A 20,871-nucleotide genomic window follows, 5' to 3' on the forward strand; every position below is an offset into this window, starting at 1 on the left:
CCGAATCGCGCACATGAAACACTTTATGTTACAACGGCCTCCTGTCACACTTGCTGCGGTTCGCCTGGCCTTCATTGGAAACGCCTGTACTCGACTCCTTGCGCGCACGTGCTCGGCGCATCGCCGCCGAGGGTCGAATTGTTTCCGTCGACGTCGAAGCCCACCCTGAAAAGGACGACCAGATCTTCGCCGTCGGCGCCGTCAGGTCCGACGGACAGGACACCTTCCGCAGCACCTGTTCCCCAGCCAAAGCGGCGTCGGTAGCGACCGCCCTCAACAGCTTTGCCCGTGACGGTCAAGTACTGCTGGGCCATAACCTCAAGCGCCACGACATTCCTCTGATGCGCGCCCAGCTGCCGCAGTTGGAGTGCCTGCAATGGCCCGTGCTGGACACGCTCGAGTTGTCCGCCCTCGCCTTCCCTAGCAACCCCTATCACCGACTGGTGAAAGGCTACAAGCTGCTCTCGGACGAGCGCAACAACCCCACCAAAGACGCCCGGGTCGCACTCAACGTGTTCGAAGAGGCTGTCGAAGCCCTACTGGAGACGAACGATCAAGAGCCCTGGTGGCTCACCGTGCTGCACTTCCTGCTGCGCAACGACGAAAGCATGGCGACATTGCTGGCCCAGGTGCGCGAGGAGACCACACCCGCTCGCGAGGCGATCGGCCCCATCGTTGCCAGCCGGTTTGCGGATCGTTGCTGCGCCACCCGTCTGCAGGCACTGGGTGCCGAAATCGTGACGTCCTTCGACGGCCACGACCCTTGGTCGGTCGCGTTTGCCCTGGGCTGGATCCGCGTTGCGGGAGGCAACTCCATCCTCCCCCACTGGGTGTTCCACGAACTTCCCGCCGTGAGGCAATTGATCGCAGAGCTACGAGAGATCGACTGCGGTCAGACCAACTGTCCCTACTGCCGCGAGAACCACAACCCCGAAGCGCTGCTGTCCTCCTTGTTCGGCAAGCCAAGCTTCCGGGCACAGCCGACGACCACCGACGGCTCATCGCTGCAACGCGCAATCGTCAGTGCTGGGCTGACGCGCGAGAGCCTGTTGGCCGTCCTGCCAACCGGCGGCGGCAAATCCATTTGCTACCAACTCCCTGCCCTCGTCCACTACCGCCGCTCAGGCCGGCTGACCATCGTCATCTCGCCGCTGCAGTCGCTGATGCGCGACCAGGTGGACAATCTGACGAAGGCCGATATCCAGTGCGCGGCGACCGTCAACGGAATGCTGACCCCACTGGAACGGCGTGATGTGCTGGACCGCATTCGCCTCGGTGACGTCGGCATCGTGCTCGTCTCACCCGAGCAGTTCCGAAGCAAAACCTTTGTTGAAGCCATCCGTGTTCGGGAGATCGCGGCCTGGGTTTTCGACGAAGCCCACTGTCTCTCCAAGTGGGGCCACGACTTTCGCACGGACTATCTGTACGTCTCGCGCTTCATCCGGGAACAATTTCCCGGACAGGCACCGATCGCCTGCTTCACCGCCACGGCCAAGCCGGACGTCATCGAGGACCTGTGCGACCACTTTCAGGAAGGCCTTCAGGTCGAACTGAAGACATTCCTCGGCGGCCACGAGCGCACGAACCTGTCCTATGCCGTTGTACCCACCTCGGGAGGCGAGAAGCCACAGCGCATCGTGGAACTGCTGCGAGATGGCTTACGGCGCGAAGATGCCGCCGTGGTCTTCTGCGCCACACGCAGGAGCGCGGAGACCATCGCACAGATCGTCACGCAACAAGGCGTGGCGTGCGCCTGTTATCACGGTGGTCTTTCCGCCGATCTCCGCAAGGAGACGCAGCGTCGCTTTCTCGACGGCGAACTGCAGGTGATCGCCGCCACCAATGCCTTCGGCATGGGGGTGGACAAGCCCAATGTCCGGCTGGTGATCCACGCCGAAATCCCCGGCTCGCTGGAGAACTACCTTCAAGAGGCCGGCAGAGCTGGGCGCGATGGGAACGAAGCCAAATGCGTCCTGTTGTTCGACCCGAAGGACGTGGAGACCCAATTCCGCCTCTCCTCCACGTCTCAGTTGTCCCAGCGAGACTTCATCGGACTGCTCCGCGCCTTGCGATTCCAAGCCAAGAAGCTGGGCAAAGGTGAGATCGTCATCTCTGCAAAAGAGCTGCTTGCGCAAAGCGTCGGAACGGGCATCGAAATCGATGCCCCTGACGCCTCCACCAAAGTCACCACCGCCTTATCGTGGCTGGAGCGCCATGGCTTCTTGAAACGCAATGAGAACGCCACCAAAGTCTTCCCAGCAAGTCTTCGGGTGACCTCACTACAGGAAGCCAAGGAGCGCATCGAAAAGGCGGATTTCTCCGCCAGCGTGCAACAGAAATTCCTCGCCGTCGCAACCGCCCTTTTCCGCTCCGACACCCCTGAGGGACTGAGCACCGACGAGCTCATGCTCGATGCGGGCATACGGCCTGAGGAATGCTTCCGCATCGTGCATCAGTTGGCCAAGCTGGGCATCCTGGTCAATGACCTGGGACTGACTGTGCGCCTGATGCGCGGCGTCAGGGGCGCGTCCGCATCCCGCCTGGAATATCTGAGTGCGATGGAGAAAGAGCTCGTCGAGCTCATGGCCGAGAACGCGCCCGACGCAGACCAGGACGACACCCAGCAGCACCTGAATCTCCGAGCGGTTTGCACGGAACTGCGCAGCCGTCTAAACCTTGATAACGAGAAGGGGCAACTCGACCCCACCCAGGTCCGAGCCTGCTTGCGATCCATGGCCGACGGATTCGGCTCCGGTAACGACAAGCGCAGCATGATCCAGCTGCAGTCCCTGGGCGATGACACCTTGCGAGTGACCTTGCGTCGCCCTTGGTCTCAGATTCGAAGAATCTGCGAACTGCGCCGTGCCGTCGCCCAGGTCACGCTCACGCGGCTACTTACGGAGGTCCCCGACGGCGTCAAGGGCGCATGCCTGGTGGAGTGCAAGGCCCAGGCACTGATCGACGCACTCTCCGACGACATCTTTCTTAAGACCCAGCTGCGCGAGCCCGACGTGGCGCTGGAAAATGCGCTGCTCTACCTCCACCAGACCCGTGTACTTGAGCTGGACAAAGGTCGATCCGTCTTCCGATCTGCAATGACCATCCAGATGGAAGAGGACACGTCCAGGCGCTTCAACCAAGCCTCGTTCGCGCCCCTAGAAGAGTTCTACAAGGAACGGACGTTGCAGACGCACGTCATGCACGAGTATGCCAAGCTGGGCGAGGAAGATCCGGCGAAAGCGCTCGCCCTGGTCAAAGCGTACTTCACACTACCCCATAAGCAGTTCATCAAGGAATTCTTCCGCGGACGCTCAGACCTGCTGGAACGCAAAACCACCGACGAGTCCTACCAGCGCATTGTTGATGACCTGCAGCACCCCGTGCAGCAGGCCCTGGTCACACAGCCGCGGACGGGAAACCATCTGGTTTTGGCGGGGCCGGGCTCCGGAAAGACACGGGTCATCGTGCACCGCATCGCCTACTTGCTGCGGGTGCAGCGCGTGAATCCGGGACGCATCATCGCGCTGGCCTACAACCGAAGCGCGGCCATCCAACTGCGCCGCCGACTTCTGACGCTCGCCGGGGACGACGCACGGGGCGTGTTGGTCATGACTTACCACGCCATGGCGCTGCGCTTGACCGGGACCAGTTTGGCGGGCGCTGAACGCGCCGCCAGCAATGTCGACTTCAAGAAGATGCTGCAAGACGCCATCGACTTGCTCGAAGGCAAGAGTTCGGCACTTATCGACGCAGACGAGGTACGCGATCGCCTGCTGCAGGGCTACGAATACATCTTCGTTGACGAGTACCAGGACATCGACGCGCAGCAGTACGCCCTGGTCAGCGCCCTCGCTGGTCGCCGGCGAGCGGACGCCGACACCAAGCTGAGCATCATGGCCGTGGGAGACGATGACCAGAACATCTACTCCTTCAAAGGCGCGAACATCGAGTTCATTCGGCGCTTCAGGGTCGACTATGAGGCCGACCTCACCTACCTGGTGGAGAACTTCCGTTCCACCCAGAACATCATCTCGGCCGCCAACCACGTGATCCAGCGCGGTGCCGACCGCATGAAGGTCGATCACCCGATCCGGATCGACGCGAGACGCAAGGATGATCTGCCGGGCGGCCACTGGGCAGCGCTCGACAAGGAAGGCCGCGGCGCCGTACGGTTGATCACCAGCCCAGCTTCCCCTAACCTTCAGGCCCAACTGATCCACGCAGAGATCGAGCGCATCCGACGCATCGATCCAATGGTCAGGCTTTCAGAGATCGCTGTTCTTTGCCGCTCGCACGCTCCCTTGGAAAAGATGAGGGCTATCTGCGATGTCGAAGGACTGCCCTGCGAAGTCACCGGTCCAGAGGCAGCCAAAGGACAGATCGCGCTGATGCGGACCCGCGAAGGCTGGGCATTGGCGCAAGCACTGCGGCGGCGTCAGTCGCGTATGGTGCGCCTCAGCGCCCTTCGCAGATCCCTGACCTATCTGCAGTGCACTCAGCCCAGAAACGCTGCGCTGCTGGATCTTCTAGACATCTTGGATGACGTCGCTTCCACGCTCCAGGCTGACATCGTTCCTGCCGCCGAAGCGCTGGACCTGTTCTATGAAGCTGCGAGTGAAATGCGACGGGATGGTCGCGACAATGCCATCAAGCTGATGACCGCACATGCTGCGAAGGGCTTGGAGTTCGACCACGTCATCGTGATGGACTGCGCCGACTGGCGTTGGGGCGAAGAAGATGAACGGCGGCTCCTCTATGTGGCGATGACACGTGCCCGTCAGTCGTTGAGCTTGATGCGCGCGGAGGGCGGACGCAACCCCTACCTCGTTGACCTTGGGACCACAGACGGTGTACAGGATCAGTTGCCTCGCATCCGACCGCAGTACCGACCAGAAATTGAGCGTCGGTACATCATGCTAGGCCCAACTAGCATGGACATTGGATTTGCTGGACGCACGTCGTTGGCGCATCCAATTCATCGCGCGATCGCCGATTTGCAAACCGGAGATGTAGTCGAGGTGAAAGGACGATTCGTCCATTCGACCTCTGGACAAATCGTTGGCCGGCTGGCCGCAAGCATAGATTCGACGCATCTCCAACGAGGGGTTGCATCCGTAGTCGCGGTCATGGTGCGAACGCGGTCTCAGACGCCCGAGGAGTACTGGCCAGGCCTACAGGCGGATCACTGGGAAACGCCGCTTGCGGAAGTCCGGCTAGATCCAAGCGCGACGTCGGCTGTTGACGAGTTGCAGGCGCTTGGTCGCCAGTAGCGAAGGCGACTTCTCTTTAGACCATCAGTGTTGAATTTGAACCGAGAATCCATGGCAATCAAAACCAGCTGGGTATTGCCTCCGCACACCATAGGTGGTCTAGACCACATTGGTACGCAAGGCCCCTGCATCCTGATCTACTCGCAACTGCTCCCCGGCATAACAAACGTCACCGACAGAGCCCGGTACTACAGTTTTTATCCATGGCTGATCCGATCCTACGCGGAGCGTGACAGCCACCGCGAGAACTTCAACGCATTCCTGGAGGCCTACCGAAAGGCCGATTGCCTATTCACGATGATTGCCGAGCGTCATGCGCAAGTCATGGGTGACGACGCAGCACGCCACGGGCCCGCGATGGTCGGGCGAGACACGCTCAACGATGCAGTCAGGTTGATCGGCGAAGGAAAGTCTGTCCGCCTCTCGACCTACGCGACCCGAGAGGAATCCGGCGAGCGCTACTTTGCCAACAAGCTTGGCGGCCTCGGCCAGTACTATGCGGGAACACTGACGCAGCTCGACATCTTGGCCGTAGTCGAAAGGCCATGGCTGAGCTACACGCATGAGCGCGGCGAGCCGATCGCACGGGCGTTCGACATGGGCGTCGACGGCCGGTCCTTCTGGCAAGCCGTGGACGCCGATATCGTTTCGGCGCAGACGCTGGATGCGCTCCAAGACTTCTGCCCCTGTTGCCTGCCCAACCGGCAAGGCGAACGCGATGCCTTGCTCGACATCCTCTTCGACCGGAAGTCAGAGTTCGAGGCCGAAGGGGTCCAGCGACGTAAGAGCCTGGCGCTCTTGCTGCACCTGGCCGGCGCCTTGCAGGCGGCAGAACTCTCAGCTATCGACGAACCGACCTTCCGCGCAGCTGTCTACACGGAAAGCCTCGCCGACGGCACGGCATGGCGCCCGCCAGCCCCCTTGGCCCACACTCGGTCGGCCTGGGCCTACTACGTTCGGAATGACCTGATGTCCGTTGCGATGCAGAAGGCCTTCGCCATCTCGCTCACCGCGCTGGCGACACAACCAGCTCCGCCGACCTCCATAGAAGAGTTCAGCCAGTCTATGGCGAGCCGCCCCGAACTTGTCAAGGCACTGGACAAGCTGAAGGCGAAGACCTTTGGCGCGCTGTGCAGTTCTCTGGAAGCCGGCGCACCGGCGCTCGGCGACTTCATGGCCGATGGGCACGAACTGGCCTGGGCTGCTGCCCGCGTTTCAAGGGAGCGCCAGCAACTGGACCGGGAGCCTGCCTTTCTGGCGTCCGTCGTGAATGTGCTCGCGCTTCTTCGGATGCGGGAGAACCAGGGTGCCCCCGCCTATGGCCATCTGGCCATGGACCCGACGCAGCTCCAGGACTCCCCGATCAACCTGAGATCGTTTCGGGAGCGCTGCGTGAAATGGAATGACATGGCGCTTTCAGCCGTCGTCGCGGACCTGGTCGGCTGGATCCTGGAGACCCATCTGCGAGTCGCACTGCGCAAGCTGCGACAGAGCTCGACCGCCACCTTCCGAATCCACCCCACTGAGCGAGGAATCGAGGCTCACGGTGACGTGCCCGTGCCCGCCAAGACCAATCCACGCATCCGGCAAGCGATCAAGATGCTGTGGGATGTCGGCGCCCTGGCCCGTGAGCCTGATGGCAGCGGAGATCTGCGGGCTACCGCGATTGGCATCCAGCTCTTCGAAGCCGCCCATGCGTGAGGCCAACGACGACATCTCGCTGCTGGCCGCCCTCAAAGGTGCGAAATTCGAGGCGTCTCTGGTGACGACCTTCAATGCCACGCTCCCGTTTTATGAGGAGGTCGTACTGAGGCGCCTGCAGGCGGCCGATTCGCGGCACAACGTGGTGCTCATGGACGCCGTCCAATGCGCGCGTTCGTGGGCCACGCCATCCTTGAGGCCGCGCCTGGCCGGTTCGGCGTATGCGCTCATCCCTATGGCCGTGCCTGGAGCCTTTCACCCAAAAATTTGCCTACTTGCTAGCAAGAAGCGCTGCGTTCTATTCATCGGCAGCCACAACCTCACGCTGTCCGGTTTCGGTTTCAACCGGGAGGTAACGACGCGCATCGACGTGCGTCCTGACAGCGACCCTGCTCACAGGCTGGTGCTGAGCCATGTCTGGAGCCTGGTGAGCGAGTGGCTTCGAACTCAAGAGGGGACACTGGCGCCGTCCGTACTAGAGGCCGCGCATAGGATCGGCGAACTCGTTCCGGAGGCCGATGGCGCTCAATCGAAGCTCTCCGACATCCGCCTGCTAGGACAGTCCACCAGCGGGCCATCGTTGCTCGAACAACTCGACCACGCGATCCCAGCTGCACCCAGGCGCGTGGTGGTCATGGGGGCGTTCTTCGATACCCAGCACGCCTTCCTTAAAGCGCTGGAGGCCCGTTGGCCCGGCGCCTCGATCAAGGTGATCATCGACCCCAAGACCGTCAAGCTCGGTGGCCGCCCCAAGGGGATTCGTTCGCAGTTCGTCGATTCGCGAAAGCTCTGGATGGAGAAGGCAGAGCACTACCTTCACGCGAAGGCGCTCCTTCTCGACTTCGGCGACTCGCACATGCTTGTTGCAGGCAGCGCGAACCCGAGCCGGCCAGCGTGGCTTGGAGGCACGCGCGCCAACTTCGAGGCCATGCTTGTTCGGCCAAACGTTGAAGTGGCAACCTCCAGCTTCGCCAGCGATCTTGCTCAGGGCTTTGCAGCCCGCGCAATGGATGACGCCGACCTGCGCTCGATTCCGATCACACATCAGGATGACGAGAACGACGCTGAAGCACCGAGCGCTCCGATGCGGATCGCCGTTCTTGCTGCGGGTACTTCTGCAGTCCCGATCCCCGCGTCGGACTCTGCGGGATTCGCGGATTTCGTCATGCACCTGCAGGATGGTTCCCACACCGCACTTGTGAGTCTTGGACGTTCAGAGGATGGGGACGTGATCGTTGAGCTGGGTGAGAGGGCGTCTGAAGTGCGCTGGCTGGAGCTGAGTGGCCGCGGTAGCAAGCTCCTTCGCGTAATCATCCACCACGATTCGGCTCTGGGCCGTGGAGTGGTGCGCTCGCACAGAGCCGCGCTTCAGGATGCGTTGGCCGGCTTGGACTTCAGCGGTGCCAACATCGAATCGCTCATCCAGCAAATCGAAAGGGCCATCTTCGACGACCCGGAACAGGTGGTGTCGCCACCGCCGAGCGCTGTGCGGTCTGGCGCGGGAGAACAAACCCCGATCGCCTCGGCACGCCCGGCATCGCTCGCCGTTCATATCGACGATAGTTCCCGCGCGAAGAAGAGCAAGAGGAAGCGCCTTCTCCAAGCGGGAAGCCTACTGGATGTGCTTGATGCCCTTCTCTACCGCTTGGGCCAGGGACTGCCAAGATCGGCCGCATCTAACCCCGAGACGCCGGCGTTCTCGGAAGAGGAGCTTGTCGGCACTGAAAACGAGGAGGCCAGCCAAGAACCTCCCCCTGCGCTGACCCTGCAGGCCGTCGAAGCAGTGAGAAAGCGGCTCAAACAAGTAGTTCGTCGCATGATCAAGCAGCTCAAAGCGGCCCAAAGTGAGACCAAGCCTGACGTGCGTGCGGCCAAGGCACGAACCGGCGTGGTCCAGCTCGTTGCCGTGCTGTCACTGGTAAGGGAGTTCCGGCGCCTTCGGCACCAGCCCCAATGGCGCCGCATGGGAGGGTTCATCGACTCGGAGACCCGTCAGGATCTCTTGTCGCAGTCGATGGTCATCATTTTCGGGCGTGCGCAGGGCATCGCGCGCGATATCCGCGCCCACGACGGAGAGGACGAGGTCGTGGAACTCGGTCAAGTGCGGGCACTGCTTGCCTGGCTCGCCTGGGACATCGGTCACAGCCTCATGAAACGCATCGAGCCCATGGCGCCGAAAGCAACAAAGGACGATTTGGTTGCGACCTACGCATATCTCTACGACCTGCTCCCGGCAATCGCCGTCGATGACGAGGACACAGCGCAACTTGCTTCCAGCGTGCGAATGACCAATACGCCAACGGCTGACGAAAGCGCCAATGGCGAAAGCTGGCTCACGCATCACATCATGACGGGTCTGGAAGTCGCCACGGCCCCTGCCACGGCCTACCTAGACCGAGAAGGCATTAAGGTCGGCGATCTAATGCATTTTCCCCATTCCAACCCACCGCGGTTCAGCGTCGTCGTTGATGCGACCGCACAGGACATTTGCCTAAGTGAATTGGACGCAGAGCGCAGGTTTACGCGCTTCGCCTGGCGTACAGCAAGCCGGGCTCGTTTGGCACAAACCAGTTGATCAAGACGCAACGAAGAACTGGACTCCTGAGCGATGAATGAGAAAGAACAGAGTGCAAGTGAGCAATGGCTCGAGGCGCGCGCGCCCGGCTTTGTGGATCTTCCTGAACCCGATCGCCGCGCAATATTTGACTTCGCCTTTCTCTGGAGTCTTTTCGAGGCACAGATCATGGGCAATTTCGCCCGTGCTGATGGGATTCGGGAGCAAGTCGATGCTTGGGCGGCGAACGGCACGCTCGAAGCTCATCTATACGACGCAGAGCTGGCCTACTTTCGGAACCGTTACTTCGCCGATGGCGCATTGACCTGTCACTTCCCTCATCTCAATCTTCGCCCCACAGATCACCCAGCTCTCGTCCATGCGGTTATCGAGAGCACGAACGACGCTCCCCGCGACCGGATGTTGACCCTTCTGATGATCGTCTGGCGGCTGCGCAACAACCTCTTCCACGGTTCGAAATGGGCTTACGAGCTTCGCGACCAGCGAGAGAATTTCAGGCATGCGAACGGCGTCTTAATGCGGATGCTCGACCGCCATGGGCAGCTTAGCTAACAATCTGTCTTGAAAGGCGCAAGACGTGGAAAAGATTCTGATTGACATTGACGGAGCGGCACAGGCGCTCAGGCAGTTTGCCGAACAGCGAGACTGGCACCAGTTTCACTCCCCCAAGAACTTGGTCATGGCCCTCTCGGGCGAAGTCGGCGAGCTCACCGAAATCTTTCAGTGGATGACGGAAGCAGACTCGCACGCTGCGGCGTCCTCCCCGAAGACGGCCAACGCCGTGCGTGATGAACTCGCAGATGTCGCTCTGTACCTGATTCGGCTCGCGGATGTCCTCGGCGTTGACCTCAATGCGGCCGTTGCCAGCAAGCTCGCATCCAACGCCGCCAAATACCCCATCGAGGCCTCCCGGGGCGTCAGCACCAAGTACGACCAGCTGCCTAAGCCATGATCGTCTACCAAGCCGACAAGAAGGAGTTCCTGCTCGACTACAACGACCGCGACATTGAGGACGTCATCCATGCCAAGTACCGAGCAGCGACGAGCCGCAAGGTCGCCCAGGCAGAAGTGAGGTCCTGGCGTGAATCACTGGGGTACGTCGCCCGAGTTCTAAGTGACCCGGACATTGCCGATGACGTGGGGGTCGCCATTGAGTTCATCCTCCCCCAATCGGCCAAACGCATCGACGTGATCCTCGCGGGACATGCTGACGATGGCTCGCGGCGTCTGATCGTCGTCGAGTTGAAGCAGTGGTCATCGGTCGGTGCAACGGATCGGGATGCGATCGTGCTATTGCCCGGCGGCGGCCGAGCAGACCAGGTGCGTGTCCATCCCAGCTATCAGGCGTGGTCATACACGGCGTTCCTGGAGGGCTTCAACGAGGCAGTCTATGACGGCGGACTTCAGTTGCGCCCCTGCGCCTACCTGCACAACTATGCAGCTGATGGCGTCATCGATGCGCCCCACTACCAACCCTACATCGAGCGCGCTCCGTTGTTCCTGAAGGGCGACGAGGACCGCAAGCGGCTCCGCGAGTTCATCAAGCAGCACATCCGCCATGGACGCGGTCGTCAGGTGCTGTTCGACCTGGAAAGCGGTCGTCTGCGCCCCTCCAAGGCCTTAGCGGACGTCGTCGGCAAGCTGCTCAAGGGCAACGAGGAATTCGCACTGATCGACGATCAGAAGGAAATCTTCGAGGCTGCCAAAGCGGCGTGTCGTCAGGCCAACGCCTCTAAAAAACCTCGTGTCGTGATCATCGAGGGTGGGCCAGGAACGGGAAAATCAGTGGTCGCAGTCAACCTGCTGGCGGCATTGCGTGAAGGCCTGACCGTCAAGTACATCTCGAAGAACGCTGCCCCTCGTGCGGTCTACAGCGACAAGCTCATCCAGACGCCGAAGAACGCGCATCTCGTCAATCTGTTCGGGGGATCCGGCTCCTTCACTGAGACGGAGACAGATGCGTTCGATGTTCTCGTGGTCGATGAGGCCCACCGCCTGACTGAGAAGAGCGGCTTCTATGGAAATCTGGGCACTCACCAAGTCAAAGAACTGATCAACTCTGCCAAGTGCAGCATCTTCTTCATTGACGAAGATCAGCGCGTGACGCTCAAGGACGTGGGGTCCAAGGCAGTCATCCGTGAATTTGCAGCTGCCCGCGGAGCAGAGGTTGAAGAGTACTCGCTGACCTCGCAGTTCCGCTGCGCGGGTTCCGACGGCTATCTTGCATGGGTAGACGACGTTCTGCAGATCCGCCCTACGGCCAACAACAGCCTCGACGACATCCCGTTTGACTTTCAGGTGTTCGATAATCCGGCGGCGCTGCATGCGGCAATCGAGGCGAAAAACGGCAACAACCGCGCGCGGGTGGTCGCCGGCTACTGCTGGCCTTGGAACAGCAAGAAGAACCCGAAACAGATGGACGTGGTCATTGGTGACTACGAGCGCCAATGGAACCTTGACCAGGATGGGAGCCTCTGGATCGTGGCGCCCGACTCAGTCCAGCAGGTGGGCTGCATCCACACCTGCCAAGGACTAGAAGTGGACTACGTGGGTGTGATCATCGGCCCCGACCTGGTGATGGACGGAGAGATCCTGAAGTCCTCCCCCAGAGCCCGTGACCGGCACGACAAAACCATGAAGGGGTTCGTGAAGATGTCGAAAGAGCAGCCGTCTGAGGCGGCTCGGCAGGCCGACATGATCATCAAAAACACCTACCGCACGCTGATGACGCGAGGAATGAAAGGGTGCTACGTTTACGCTACCGATGCGAAGCTGACTGCGTACCTTAAGGCGCGAGCATAGCACCCTGCGGTGAGCGCCTCGACCAAGGCCTCAGCAGCAGATTGAGCGATCATCTCGATGGCGAGGATGGACGCGCTCACGCTTCTTGGAATCCCAATGGACACGCCGTGCCGACAGCTTCGGCCGTCGGCCTCTCTGCTCACCTGGCACCGACGACTCGCGCCAGCGTCTCTTCAAGCTGTTGGCGATCTGTCGCCCGCTTCGCGGCCGTGCGCTGCCCCAGGTTATGCAGCTTGCGCCGCACACCCGGCAGCTCTGCTGCATGCTCGAACCCGATCAAGCCGAAATCTGGCTGCTCGCTCTCCACGGACCGCAGGAAGGCGCAGGACGGCTCGTCCAGCCACGATGCCACACGCGCCAACAGGCGCTCGCGGCTCTCCAGCAAGGCCCCTACCCCGATAGGCTCGGACGTCATCCCCTTGAAGTGGGCATCGAAAGTGGCCTCGAAATCCGCCAGCTCGCGCGGCGCCAGCATTTCCCAGGCCGGCTTGGGACTGCACGTTAGGTACACGAGAAAGGTTCGCCAGAGATCGGCATCCGCGCGTTCATCCTTCAGCAGCAGGCCCACGTCGAAGAGATCGCGCGGGTGCTGCCGCGATAACGCCGCCGCCAGCTTGCCGGCATAGAGGTCGGCGAAGTCCAGTATCTGCACCTCAGCGAAGCCGAACGCATCTTCCACCCGTGGCCGCACGATCATGGTTCGCACCGGATGCACCGTGCCGCGCATCACCGGTGTCGTTTCGATCTGCACACGCGCACGGCCCCGGCTGGCCACCAACCGGGTGACCACCCCGCCCTCGCCCGCCGACGTCTGCACCTGCAATTGCAGAGGCCGGGCGCGCAGCGCATCGGCCAGTCGCCCCAACGCTTCGGCGATCAGCTTCGCATCTTCGGCATAGTCGTGCACCGGCAACCAGGCCAGATCGATGTCCACCGACAGGCGCGGCAGATCGTGCTCGAACAGGTTGATGGCCGTGCCGCCCTTGAGTGCAAAGCCCGGCTCCGAGGCCAACACCGGCAGGATCTCGACCAGCAGCCGCACGCGGTCCGTGTAGCGCCGGTCCCAGTGGTCAAGCCAGGTGCTCATCGAGGTCTCCCGGCAAGGTGATCTGGTAGGTCGGATGCAGGCGTCCGCCGGGCACCAACGCGCGCTTGCCACGGCCCAGATCAACGCCCTCTAGGGGCACGTGCGACAGCCACGCATGCCGATGGCGCTCGGCCAGGGCCAGGAACAGCCGCTTGGCCTTGATGCTGCGGCATTGCCGCAGCAGCAGGCCGACACGCTGCGGCCGCAGGGTGGTCATGGCCTGCATCAGCGCATCGACCCCGTAGACCCCTGCCGCATCCGATACGCTGTCGCAAAGTTCCAGCATGGCCCGCTCGGGCGTCGAGCAAACCACCGCATCGGTCCCAGGCGCCGCTGAATGCCAAGCAAGGCCCGCTCCCGACAACGCCTTCTCTGAGACTTCCGCAGTAACGGGCACGGCCGGGAGATCGAGCGGACCCTTGCCCTGGTACTCGAAGCGCTGCTCCAGTGAAAGCTTGCCCACCCAGCCCGGCGGCTGCTGTGGCCCATACAGCGTGATCGTCCCGGCATCGCCCAGGCGCAGGTAGTGCTCGTGACCCTGCATGCCGAGTGCGAAGCGTCCCCCGACGTGCAGCGGTATACCCTCCCCGACCTGCAGGCTGCGGACCACTCCATCCCATTGCAGCCGCCCACCCCTACGCATGTAGACGCCACGCGCCGGCGACACCAGCCAGCAGCTGCCCACGTAGCGCGCCACAAGGCTGTTGGAGTAGCCGTGCGCCCGTAGCCAGCGGCTGGACACCAAGCGCGTATCGCCCAGTTCGGCCAGCAAGCGGTTCAGCTTTCCTGAATTTTGAGCATCCATGGTGCTCAAAATAACAGATTTACAAACCCTCGCCAAGGCCGACCAGTTTGATACGAACTGAAAAAGATCACCCAAAGTGATCCTTTCGCCATGTGTGCAAACCTTGTGCTGGCCGCCGACAGAGAGTCTCGATGGGGTCATCACGTGCCTCCTTCACAACGCCGCACTGAGCACCGGGACCGATACGTTCTCCGGCAGCAGCTTCGGCACATGGGTTCGCCCGTCTATCCAGGCATCGACCATGTCTGCCCACTCCTGCAGCATGTGGCGTCGCTGCTCTGCGTATTCGGCCTTGTTGTAAACCGAGCGCGAGGAGCGCCCTTCCTCGTGCGCCAGGCACTTCTCGATCCAGTCGCCGTTGAAGCCCACTTCGTTGAGCAGCGTCGAGCCGGTGCGGCGCAGGTCATGCACAGTAAAAGGCTCCAGCGGCAGTCCGGCCGCCTTGGCACGCTCCACGATGAGTTGGGTCACCCGGTTCAGGGTCGCATGCGACATGCAACGAGTCGGCTCGTAGCGCGAGGGCAGCACGAACTTCGAGCCAGCCGCGCAGGTGTGCAGCGCCACCAGGATGTCCAGGGCCTGCCGCGATAGGTAGACCACGTGGGGGTTACGCCCCTTCATGCGCTGCTTCGGAATCGTCCAGGTAGCGTTCTCGAAGTCGATCTCGCTCCAGGTGGCCTCAATCAATTCGCTCTTGCGCACCAGGGTCAGCAGAACCATGCGAAGGGCCAAGCGGATCGTCGGGTAGGTCGCGATGGACTCCAACTGATGGAACGCCAGCCGAATCTCGACTGGCGACAGCGCCCGGTCTTTAGGCACAAAGGTCGCGATCGAGGCGGCCGCCACGTCATTTGCCGGGTTGTCCACCTTCTCACCATGCAGGATGGCGAAGGCATAGACCTGCTTCACGATGTCGCGGACATGCACTGCCGTGGCAGGCGCCCCGCGCGCCTTCACCTTGTTGCACAAGGCCCGCAGGTCATCAGCGGTGATTTCGTTGAGCAGCCGGTTCTGGAACACCGGCAGGATGTCGCGGTCGACGACATGCTTGCGCATCGCACGCGTGCTCTCGGCCATCCGGGCCTCCGCTAGCCACTTGAGGGCGACGTCGCCGAAGTTCTTGGCCGCGGTCAGCCGGCGCTTCTCGCGCTGCTTTTCCAGTGCAGGGGAACGGCCGGCAGCGACGGCCTTCTTGGCGTCGAGCAGCTTTTCGCGGGCCAGCCCCAGCGAAATGCCACCGGGTCCATAGCGGCCGATGGTCAGGGTCTCACGGCGCCCGTTGAGACGGTAATCGTAGCGGAAGGTGACGGTACCGGCGGTCGATACCGTCACGTACATCCCATCCCGGTCAGAAGCCTTATAAGTCAACGACTTAGGCTTCAGATTGCGCAGTGCTGTGTCGGTAAGCATCGAGGTTTTCCTCCTGTTTCGTGACGGCTTTTACCGTCAGGGGTCAGGAGACCTGCTGATGCCCGGAAAGCCGCATGAAACAAGCTTTCCAGGGGAGCCTTTTACCGTCAAAGACCGATTTGGTCTCAATAGTAAACGGGAGGGTCTTAATCCGACCTCCGGTTCTTACCGTCAGCTCTACCGTCAACCCATTTTGCTGGCCGGCGATAGCCACCGATAGCCGCCGAGACGTAAATTCTTATGAATCAACGACTTACAGCGATTTTTCGATAACTGGCGATAGTCCCCGAAGGACGTCAATTCACTCCCACTCGATCGTCGCCGGCGGCTTGCCCGAGATGTCGTACACCACACGGTTGATCCCGCGCACCTCGTTGATGATCCGGTTCGACGCGCGGCCGAGCAGCGCGTACGGCAGGTGCGCCCAGTGTGCGGTCATGAAATCGGTCGTCTGCACGGCGCGCAGCGACGTCACGTAGTCGTACGTGCGGCCATCGCCCATCACGCCCACCGACTTCACCGGCAGGAACACCGCGAACGCCTGGCTCGTCAGGTCGTACCAGCTCTTGCCGACATCGGCTTCGCCGCACAGGCCGGCGGCCGCATCCTGCGCGGTCGCGGTCGTGTTGCGCAGCTCCTCGATGAAGATCGCGTCCGCGCGGCGCAGCAGGTCCGCGAACTCGCGCTTCACTTCGCCGAGAATCCGCACGCCGAGGCCCGGGCCCGGGAACGGATGGCGGTACACCATCTCCGGCGGCAGACCGAGCGCGACGCCCAGCTCGCGCACTTCGTCCTTGAACAGGTCGCGCAGCGGTTCGAGCAGCTTGAGACCGAGCGTTTCCGGCAGGCCGCCGACGTTGTGGTGGCTCTTGATCGTCGTCGCCTTCTTCGTCTTCGTACCGCCCGATTCCACCACGTCCGGATAGATCGTGCCCTGCGCGAGCCACTTCGCCTTCGACAGCTTCTTCGCCTCGGCCTGGAATACCTCGACGAATTCGCGGCCGATGATCTTGCGCTTCGCTTCCGGATCGGTCACGCCGGCCAGGTGGCCGAGGAACTGGTCGGACGCGTCGACGTGCACGACCTTCGCATGCAGGCGGCCCTCGAACATGTCGAGCACCATCTTGCCTTCGTTCAGGCGCAGCAGGCCGTGGTCGACGAACACACAGGTGAGCTGGTCGCCGATCGCGCGATGGATCAGCGCAGCCGCGACGCTCGAATCGACACCACCCGACAGGCCGAGAATCACTTCCTCGTCACCGACCTGCTCGCGGATCTTCGCGACGGCTTCCTCGATGTGGTTCTTCATGATCCAGTCGGGCTTCGCGCCGGCGATCTGCAGCACGAAGCGCTCGATGATCTGGCGGCCCTTCACCGTGTGCGTGACTTCCGGATGGAACTGCACCGCGTAGTAGCCGCGCGCCTCGTCGGCCATGCCGGCGATCGGGCAGCTCGGCGTCGACGCCATCAGCGCGAAGCCCGGCGGCAGCTCGGCAACCTTGTCGCCGTGGCTCATCCAGACCTTCAGCATCCCGTGGCCTTCGTCCGTCTTGAAGTCCTCGATGCCGTCGAGCAGGCGCGTATGGCCGTGGGCGCGCATTTCCGCGTAACCGAATTCGCGGTGGTCGCTCCACTCGACCTTGCCGCCGAGCTGCACGGCCATCGTCTGCATGCCGTAGCAAATGCCGAGCACCGGCACGCCGAGATCCCACACGGCCTGCGGCGCGCGCAGCTGATGGTCTTCGTACGTGCTCGCGTGGCTGCCCGACAGGATCACCGCCTTCGGCGCGAACTCGCGGACGAAGTCGTCGGACACATCGTTCGGATGGATTTCGCAGTAGACGTGCGCTTCGCGCACGCGTCGCGCAATCAGTTGGGTGACTTGCGAACCGAAGTCGAGAATCAGGATTTTGTCGTGCATGGCTGCGGACGGGATGAAGAGAATAAGAAAAGCAGCGCATCATTTTCATCATGCGCTGCGTCAATAGCATGGACAGCGGCGTCGGGCGGAAGGCAGCACGCTCGACGCATGGCCGGTCAATCCTGCATCGGCGGGCGCTCGTCGAGTGCGACGCCGCCTGACGATTGACTGGAGCCGGATGAAGCCGGTGACGGTGCGGCAGATGCCGCGGGACGGCTGACGACGGGTTCGACACGTTGCGGGGCGGCCGACGACGCGGGCGCCATCGCCGGCTCGGCCGGACGCTGCGCAGGCGCGCGCGCCTCGAGCGCCTGCTCCCGCGCCTCGAGCGCCTGCACTTTTCGCGCCGGCGCACCGCCGATGCGAGTCGCACGCCGCCGAGGCCGAGCACGATCAGCGCGACGCCGGCCACGGCCGACAGCACGCGGCCGGCGGCCGCGAGCGCGGGACCGCTGCCGGTGCCGATCGACCAGACGATCGTCAGCGCGCCGGTCAGCCAATACACATGGCCGACCGAACGCGCGACCGGCGCCGTGAGATCCCCGTTGAACGCTGCATGAAACGCGAGCCACGCGAGCCCGAGCAACGCGATGCCGAACGCCTGGCCGAGCATCGCCGGCTGGACGTTCGCAAGCTGCAGCGCGTTGAAGAGCGACTGCCAGGGCGTCAGCACGAACAGCACGCCGAACGCCAGCAGCAGTACGGCATCGATGACCAGCACGGCTCGCAGCAGCGGTTTCATCGGCGATCAGTCCACGTGATAGTTCGGCGCTTCCTTCGTGATCTGCACGTCGTGCACGTGCGACTCGCGCATGCCCGCCGCGGTGATCTGGACGAATTCGGCCTTGTCGTGCAACTCGTCGATCGTCTTGCAGCCGCAGTAGCCCATGCTCGCGCGCACGCCGCCGACCAGCTGGAACAGGATCGCGTTGACCGAGCCCTTGTACGCGACACGGCCTTCGATGCCTTCCGGCACGAGCTTGTCGATGTTCGCCGAGTTGTCCTGGAAGTAGCGGTCTGCCGCGCCGTCCTTCATCGCACCGACGGAACCCATGCCGCGATACGACTTGTACTGGCGGCCCTGGTACAGGAACACGTCGCCCGGCGCCTCTTCGGTGCCCGCGAACATGCTGCCCATCATCACCGCGTTCGCGCCGGCCGCGAGGGCCTTCGACACGTCGCCCGAGAAGCGCACGCCGCCGTCGGCGATGCACGGCACGCCTGTGCCCTTCAGCGCTTCCGCGACGTTCGCGATCGCGCTGATCTGCGGCACGCCGACACCGGCGACGATCCGCGTCGTGCAGATCGAGCCCGGGCCGATACCGACCTTGACCGCATCCGCGCCGTATTCGACGAGCGCCTTCGCGGCGGCGGCCGTCGCGATGTTGCCGCCGATCACTTCGACGTGCGGGAAGTTCTGCTTGACCCAGCGCACGCGCTCGAGCACGCCCTTGCTGTGGCCGTGCGCGGTATCGACGACGATCACGTCGACGCCGGCCTGCACCAGCAGCTCGACACGCTCTTCGTTGTCGGGACCGACGCCGACCGCCGCGCCTGCGCGCAGCTTGCCGTGTTCGTCCTTGCACGCGTCCGGGTGCTCGGTCTGCTTCGTGATGTCCTTGACGGTCATCAGGCCGCGCAGTTCGAACGCGTCGTTGACGACCAGCACGCGCTCGAGGCGGTGGCTGTGCATCAGCGCCTTCGCTTCGGCGAGCGGCGTGCCTTCCTTGACCGTGACGAGGCGCTCGCGCGGCGTCATGATCGACTTGACCGGTTCATCGAGGCGGGTTTCGAAACGCAGGTCGCGGTTCGTGACGATGCCGACGAGCTGCGGGCCTTCGACGACCGGGAAGCCCGAGATGCCATGCTGGCGCGACAGCGCGATCACGTCGCGCACCTTCATTTGCGGCGGCACCGTGATCGGATCACGGACGACGCCCGATTCGAAACGCTTGACCTTCGCGACCTCGCGGGCCTGCTCGGCCGGCGTGAGGTTCTTGTGGACGATACCGACGCCACCCTGCTGTGCCATCGCGATCGCAAGGCGACCTTCGGTGACCGTGTCCATCGCGGCGGACACGAGCGGCATGTTCAGGGAGATGTTGCGGGTCAGCTTGGTCTTGAGGCTGGTGTCGCGCGGGAGAACGTCGGAGAAGGCGGGAACGAGGAGCACGTCATCGAAAGTGAGTGCTTTTTGGATCAGACGCATGGCAAATCCTATGGGCGCAAAAGCGAATTATACGCGAAGCGCCGTGAATTTTCACAACACGAACAACGGCTTAGCCGGTTTCGGCCGTTCGGGGGCCGAATCGTTCGGATCGCCGTTCGGTTCGTTTTCGATCGCCTTTCGTTTCACCGCCGCATCGAGCCATTCGCGCAGCCGGCCGCGAAACGGCCCTTCCGCCTGTTGCGGACGGGCCACGCGGCGGTAGCGGCGACGGTGAAGCGCGGCCCGGCAACGGGCCGAACGGGCCTACCGCGCCGCCTCACGGCAGCCCGGCCGCGCGGACGATCATCACCACGCCGCCGCCGACCGCGACGCAGCCGACGATCCGCGCAACCCGCCCGCCGGCCGGCACGAGGCGCTCGGCGGCGATCGCAACCGTCACGACCGCCATCACGCGCAGATCCATCATGCCGGCCGCCAGCGCGACCGCCATCAGGTTCCCGCAACACGCCCCGCATCGAATGGCGGCTCGCACGCCGTGCCGCCATGCCGCACCGGCCTGCGCGTGCGGCGGATGCACGCAGGTCGCCGCGCGCCGGCAGCACGTCAGCCGGCGCGCCTTCCATCTGGAGAATTGCAGGACGCCGGCAGCCAGTACGACCGTGCCGGCCACGAACGGCATTGCGCGAGCGAGCGCCGGCAGCCGCGCGGCGGCGCTCGTCAGCGCGGCGCCGGCCGGAAACACGAGCGCTCCGACTGCCATCCACACGGCGAAATACCCGGCGCCCGCGACGACGACGAGCCCGACCGAACGCGCCGCCGGCGGCGAGCCAACGCGCTGCCGGAACCGCCACAGCACCGGCGCCAGCACGGGCAGCATCATCGTCACCGTCATCGCGCCCCACATGCCGGCAAACGCCGCGAACGTGCGGCCGGCGCCCCATCCGCACGGCCGCTGCCGGGCCGCCGACATCATCCAGCCGCCGGACATCGGTGCGCCGCCCATCGCGGCCATCGACGCGTGCTGCGCCACGGTCGCAACAACGGCAACGGCGAACACGGCCGCGAGCGCCACCGCGAAGGCCCGCGCGTCAGGGCCCGCAGCGCCGGCCGCAGGCCGAGTCATCGCCCGC

General features: G+C 63.2%; 13 protein-coding genes and 1 pseudogene. 7 read left to right on the forward strand and 7 right to left on the reverse strand.

Features of this window, described 5'->3' with window-relative positions; all coding sequences use genetic code 11:
• The first annotated feature begins 50 nt into the window (after positions 1–50).
• Genes LXE91_RS16215 through LXE91_RS16240 form a run of 6 tightly spaced genes read left to right on the forward strand, consistent with a single transcriptional unit; the run spans position 51 to position 12,348 of the window.
• On the forward strand, positions 51–5,270 hold the full coding sequence (locus LXE91_RS16215) for a RecQ family ATP-dependent DNA helicase (RefSeq protein ID WP_052760015.1): 5,220 nt from the start codon (positions 51–53) through the stop codon (positions 5,268–5,270).
• A 51-nt stretch (positions 5,271–5,321) separates the two neighbouring features.
• On the forward strand, positions 5,322–6,971 hold the full coding sequence (locus LXE91_RS16220; RefSeq protein ID WP_046543555.1) for a hypothetical protein: 1,650 nt from the start codon (positions 5,322–5,324) through the stop codon (positions 6,969–6,971).
• The gene (locus tag LXE91_RS16225) at positions 6,964–9,546 is read left to right on the forward strand and encodes a phospholipase D-like domain-containing protein (protein WP_046543556.1); all 2,583 of its coding nucleotides are present in this window, start codon (positions 6,964–6,966) and stop codon (positions 9,544–9,546) included. The genes LXE91_RS16220 and LXE91_RS16225 overlap by 8 nt, the downstream gene beginning before the upstream one ends.
• Before the next feature lie 33 nt (positions 9,547–9,579).
• A complete protein-coding gene (locus LXE91_RS16230; protein WP_046543557.1) occupies positions 9,580–10,098 on the forward strand; it encodes a hypothetical protein in 519 nt (172 codons plus the stop codon).
• Between the two features lie 25 nt (positions 10,099–10,123).
• Complete coding sequence (locus LXE91_RS16235) at positions 10,124–10,498, forward strand: nucleotide pyrophosphohydrolase (RefSeq protein ID WP_046543558.1); 375 nt, start codon at positions 10,124–10,126, stop codon at positions 10,496–10,498.
• A complete protein-coding gene (locus LXE91_RS16240) occupies positions 10,495–12,348 on the forward strand; it encodes a DNA/RNA helicase domain-containing protein (RefSeq protein ID WP_046543559.1) in 1,854 nt (617 codons plus the stop codon). The genes LXE91_RS16235 and LXE91_RS16240 overlap by 4 nt, the downstream gene beginning before the upstream one ends.
• Positions 12,349–12,487: 139 nt before the next feature.
• Here LXE91_RS16240 and LXE91_RS16245 read toward each other — a convergent pair whose 3' ends face one another.
• From LXE91_RS16245 to LXE91_RS16265, 5 genes and pseudogenes are all read right to left on the reverse strand, one after another.
• Positions 12,488–13,435 (reverse strand): nucleotidyl transferase AbiEii/AbiGii toxin family protein, encoded by a 948-nt coding sequence (locus LXE91_RS16245; RefSeq protein WP_046543560.1) that lies wholly within the window; start codon positions 13,433–13,435, stop codon positions 12,488–12,490.
• The gene (locus LXE91_RS16250) at positions 13,419–14,240 is read right to left on the reverse strand and encodes a type IV toxin-antitoxin system AbiEi family antitoxin domain-containing protein (protein ID WP_046543583.1); all 822 of its coding nucleotides are present in this window, start codon (positions 14,238–14,240) and stop codon (positions 13,419–13,421) included. The genes LXE91_RS16245 and LXE91_RS16250 overlap by 17 nt, the downstream gene beginning before the upstream one ends.
• 153 nt (positions 14,241–14,393) lie before the next feature.
• Complete coding sequence (locus tag LXE91_RS16255) at positions 14,394–15,650, reverse strand: tyrosine-type recombinase/integrase (RefSeq protein ID WP_046543561.1); 1,257 nt, start codon at positions 15,648–15,650, stop codon at positions 14,394–14,396.
• Between the two features lie 301 nt (positions 15,651–15,951).
• Complete coding sequence (gene guaA, locus LXE91_RS16260; RefSeq protein ID WP_039342775.1) at positions 15,952–17,571, reverse strand: glutamine-hydrolyzing GMP synthase; 1,620 nt, start codon at positions 17,569–17,571, stop codon at positions 15,952–15,954.
• 116 nt (positions 17,572–17,687) lie between these two features.
• Positions 17,688–18,244 (reverse strand): annotated as a pseudogene (locus tag LXE91_RS16265) (hypothetical protein).
• On the opposite strand from LXE91_RS16265, the gene LXE91_RS16270 reads away from it, so the two are divergent.
• Positions 18,162–18,332, forward strand: coding sequence for a hypothetical protein (locus tag LXE91_RS16270; protein WP_278068133.1), 171 nt, complete (start codon positions 18,162–18,164; stop codon positions 18,330–18,332). The pseudogene LXE91_RS16265 and the gene LXE91_RS16270 overlap by 83 nt on opposite strands.
• Here LXE91_RS16270 and guaB read toward each other — a convergent pair.
• Both guaB and LXE91_RS16280 read right to left on the reverse strand, forming a co-directional pair.
• Positions 18,320–19,780, reverse strand: a complete 1,461-nt coding sequence (guaB, locus tag LXE91_RS16275; protein ID WP_011352433.1) for an IMP dehydrogenase — start codon at positions 19,778–19,780, stop codon at positions 18,320–18,322. The two genes, LXE91_RS16270 and guaB, sit on opposite strands and share 13 nt — an antisense overlap.
• A 277-nt stretch (positions 19,781–20,057) precedes the next feature.
• Positions 20,058–20,864: a DUF2182 domain-containing protein gene (locus LXE91_RS16280; RefSeq protein ID WP_278068132.1), complete on the reverse strand. Its 807-nt coding sequence runs from the start codon at positions 20,862–20,864 to the stop codon at positions 20,058–20,060.
• Between the last annotated feature and the right edge of the window lie 7 nt (positions 20,865–20,871).

The organism is Burkholderia contaminans, from assembly GCF_029633825.1.
Classification (GTDB): Bacteria; Pseudomonadota; Gammaproteobacteria; order Burkholderiales; family Burkholderiaceae; genus Burkholderia; species Burkholderia contaminans.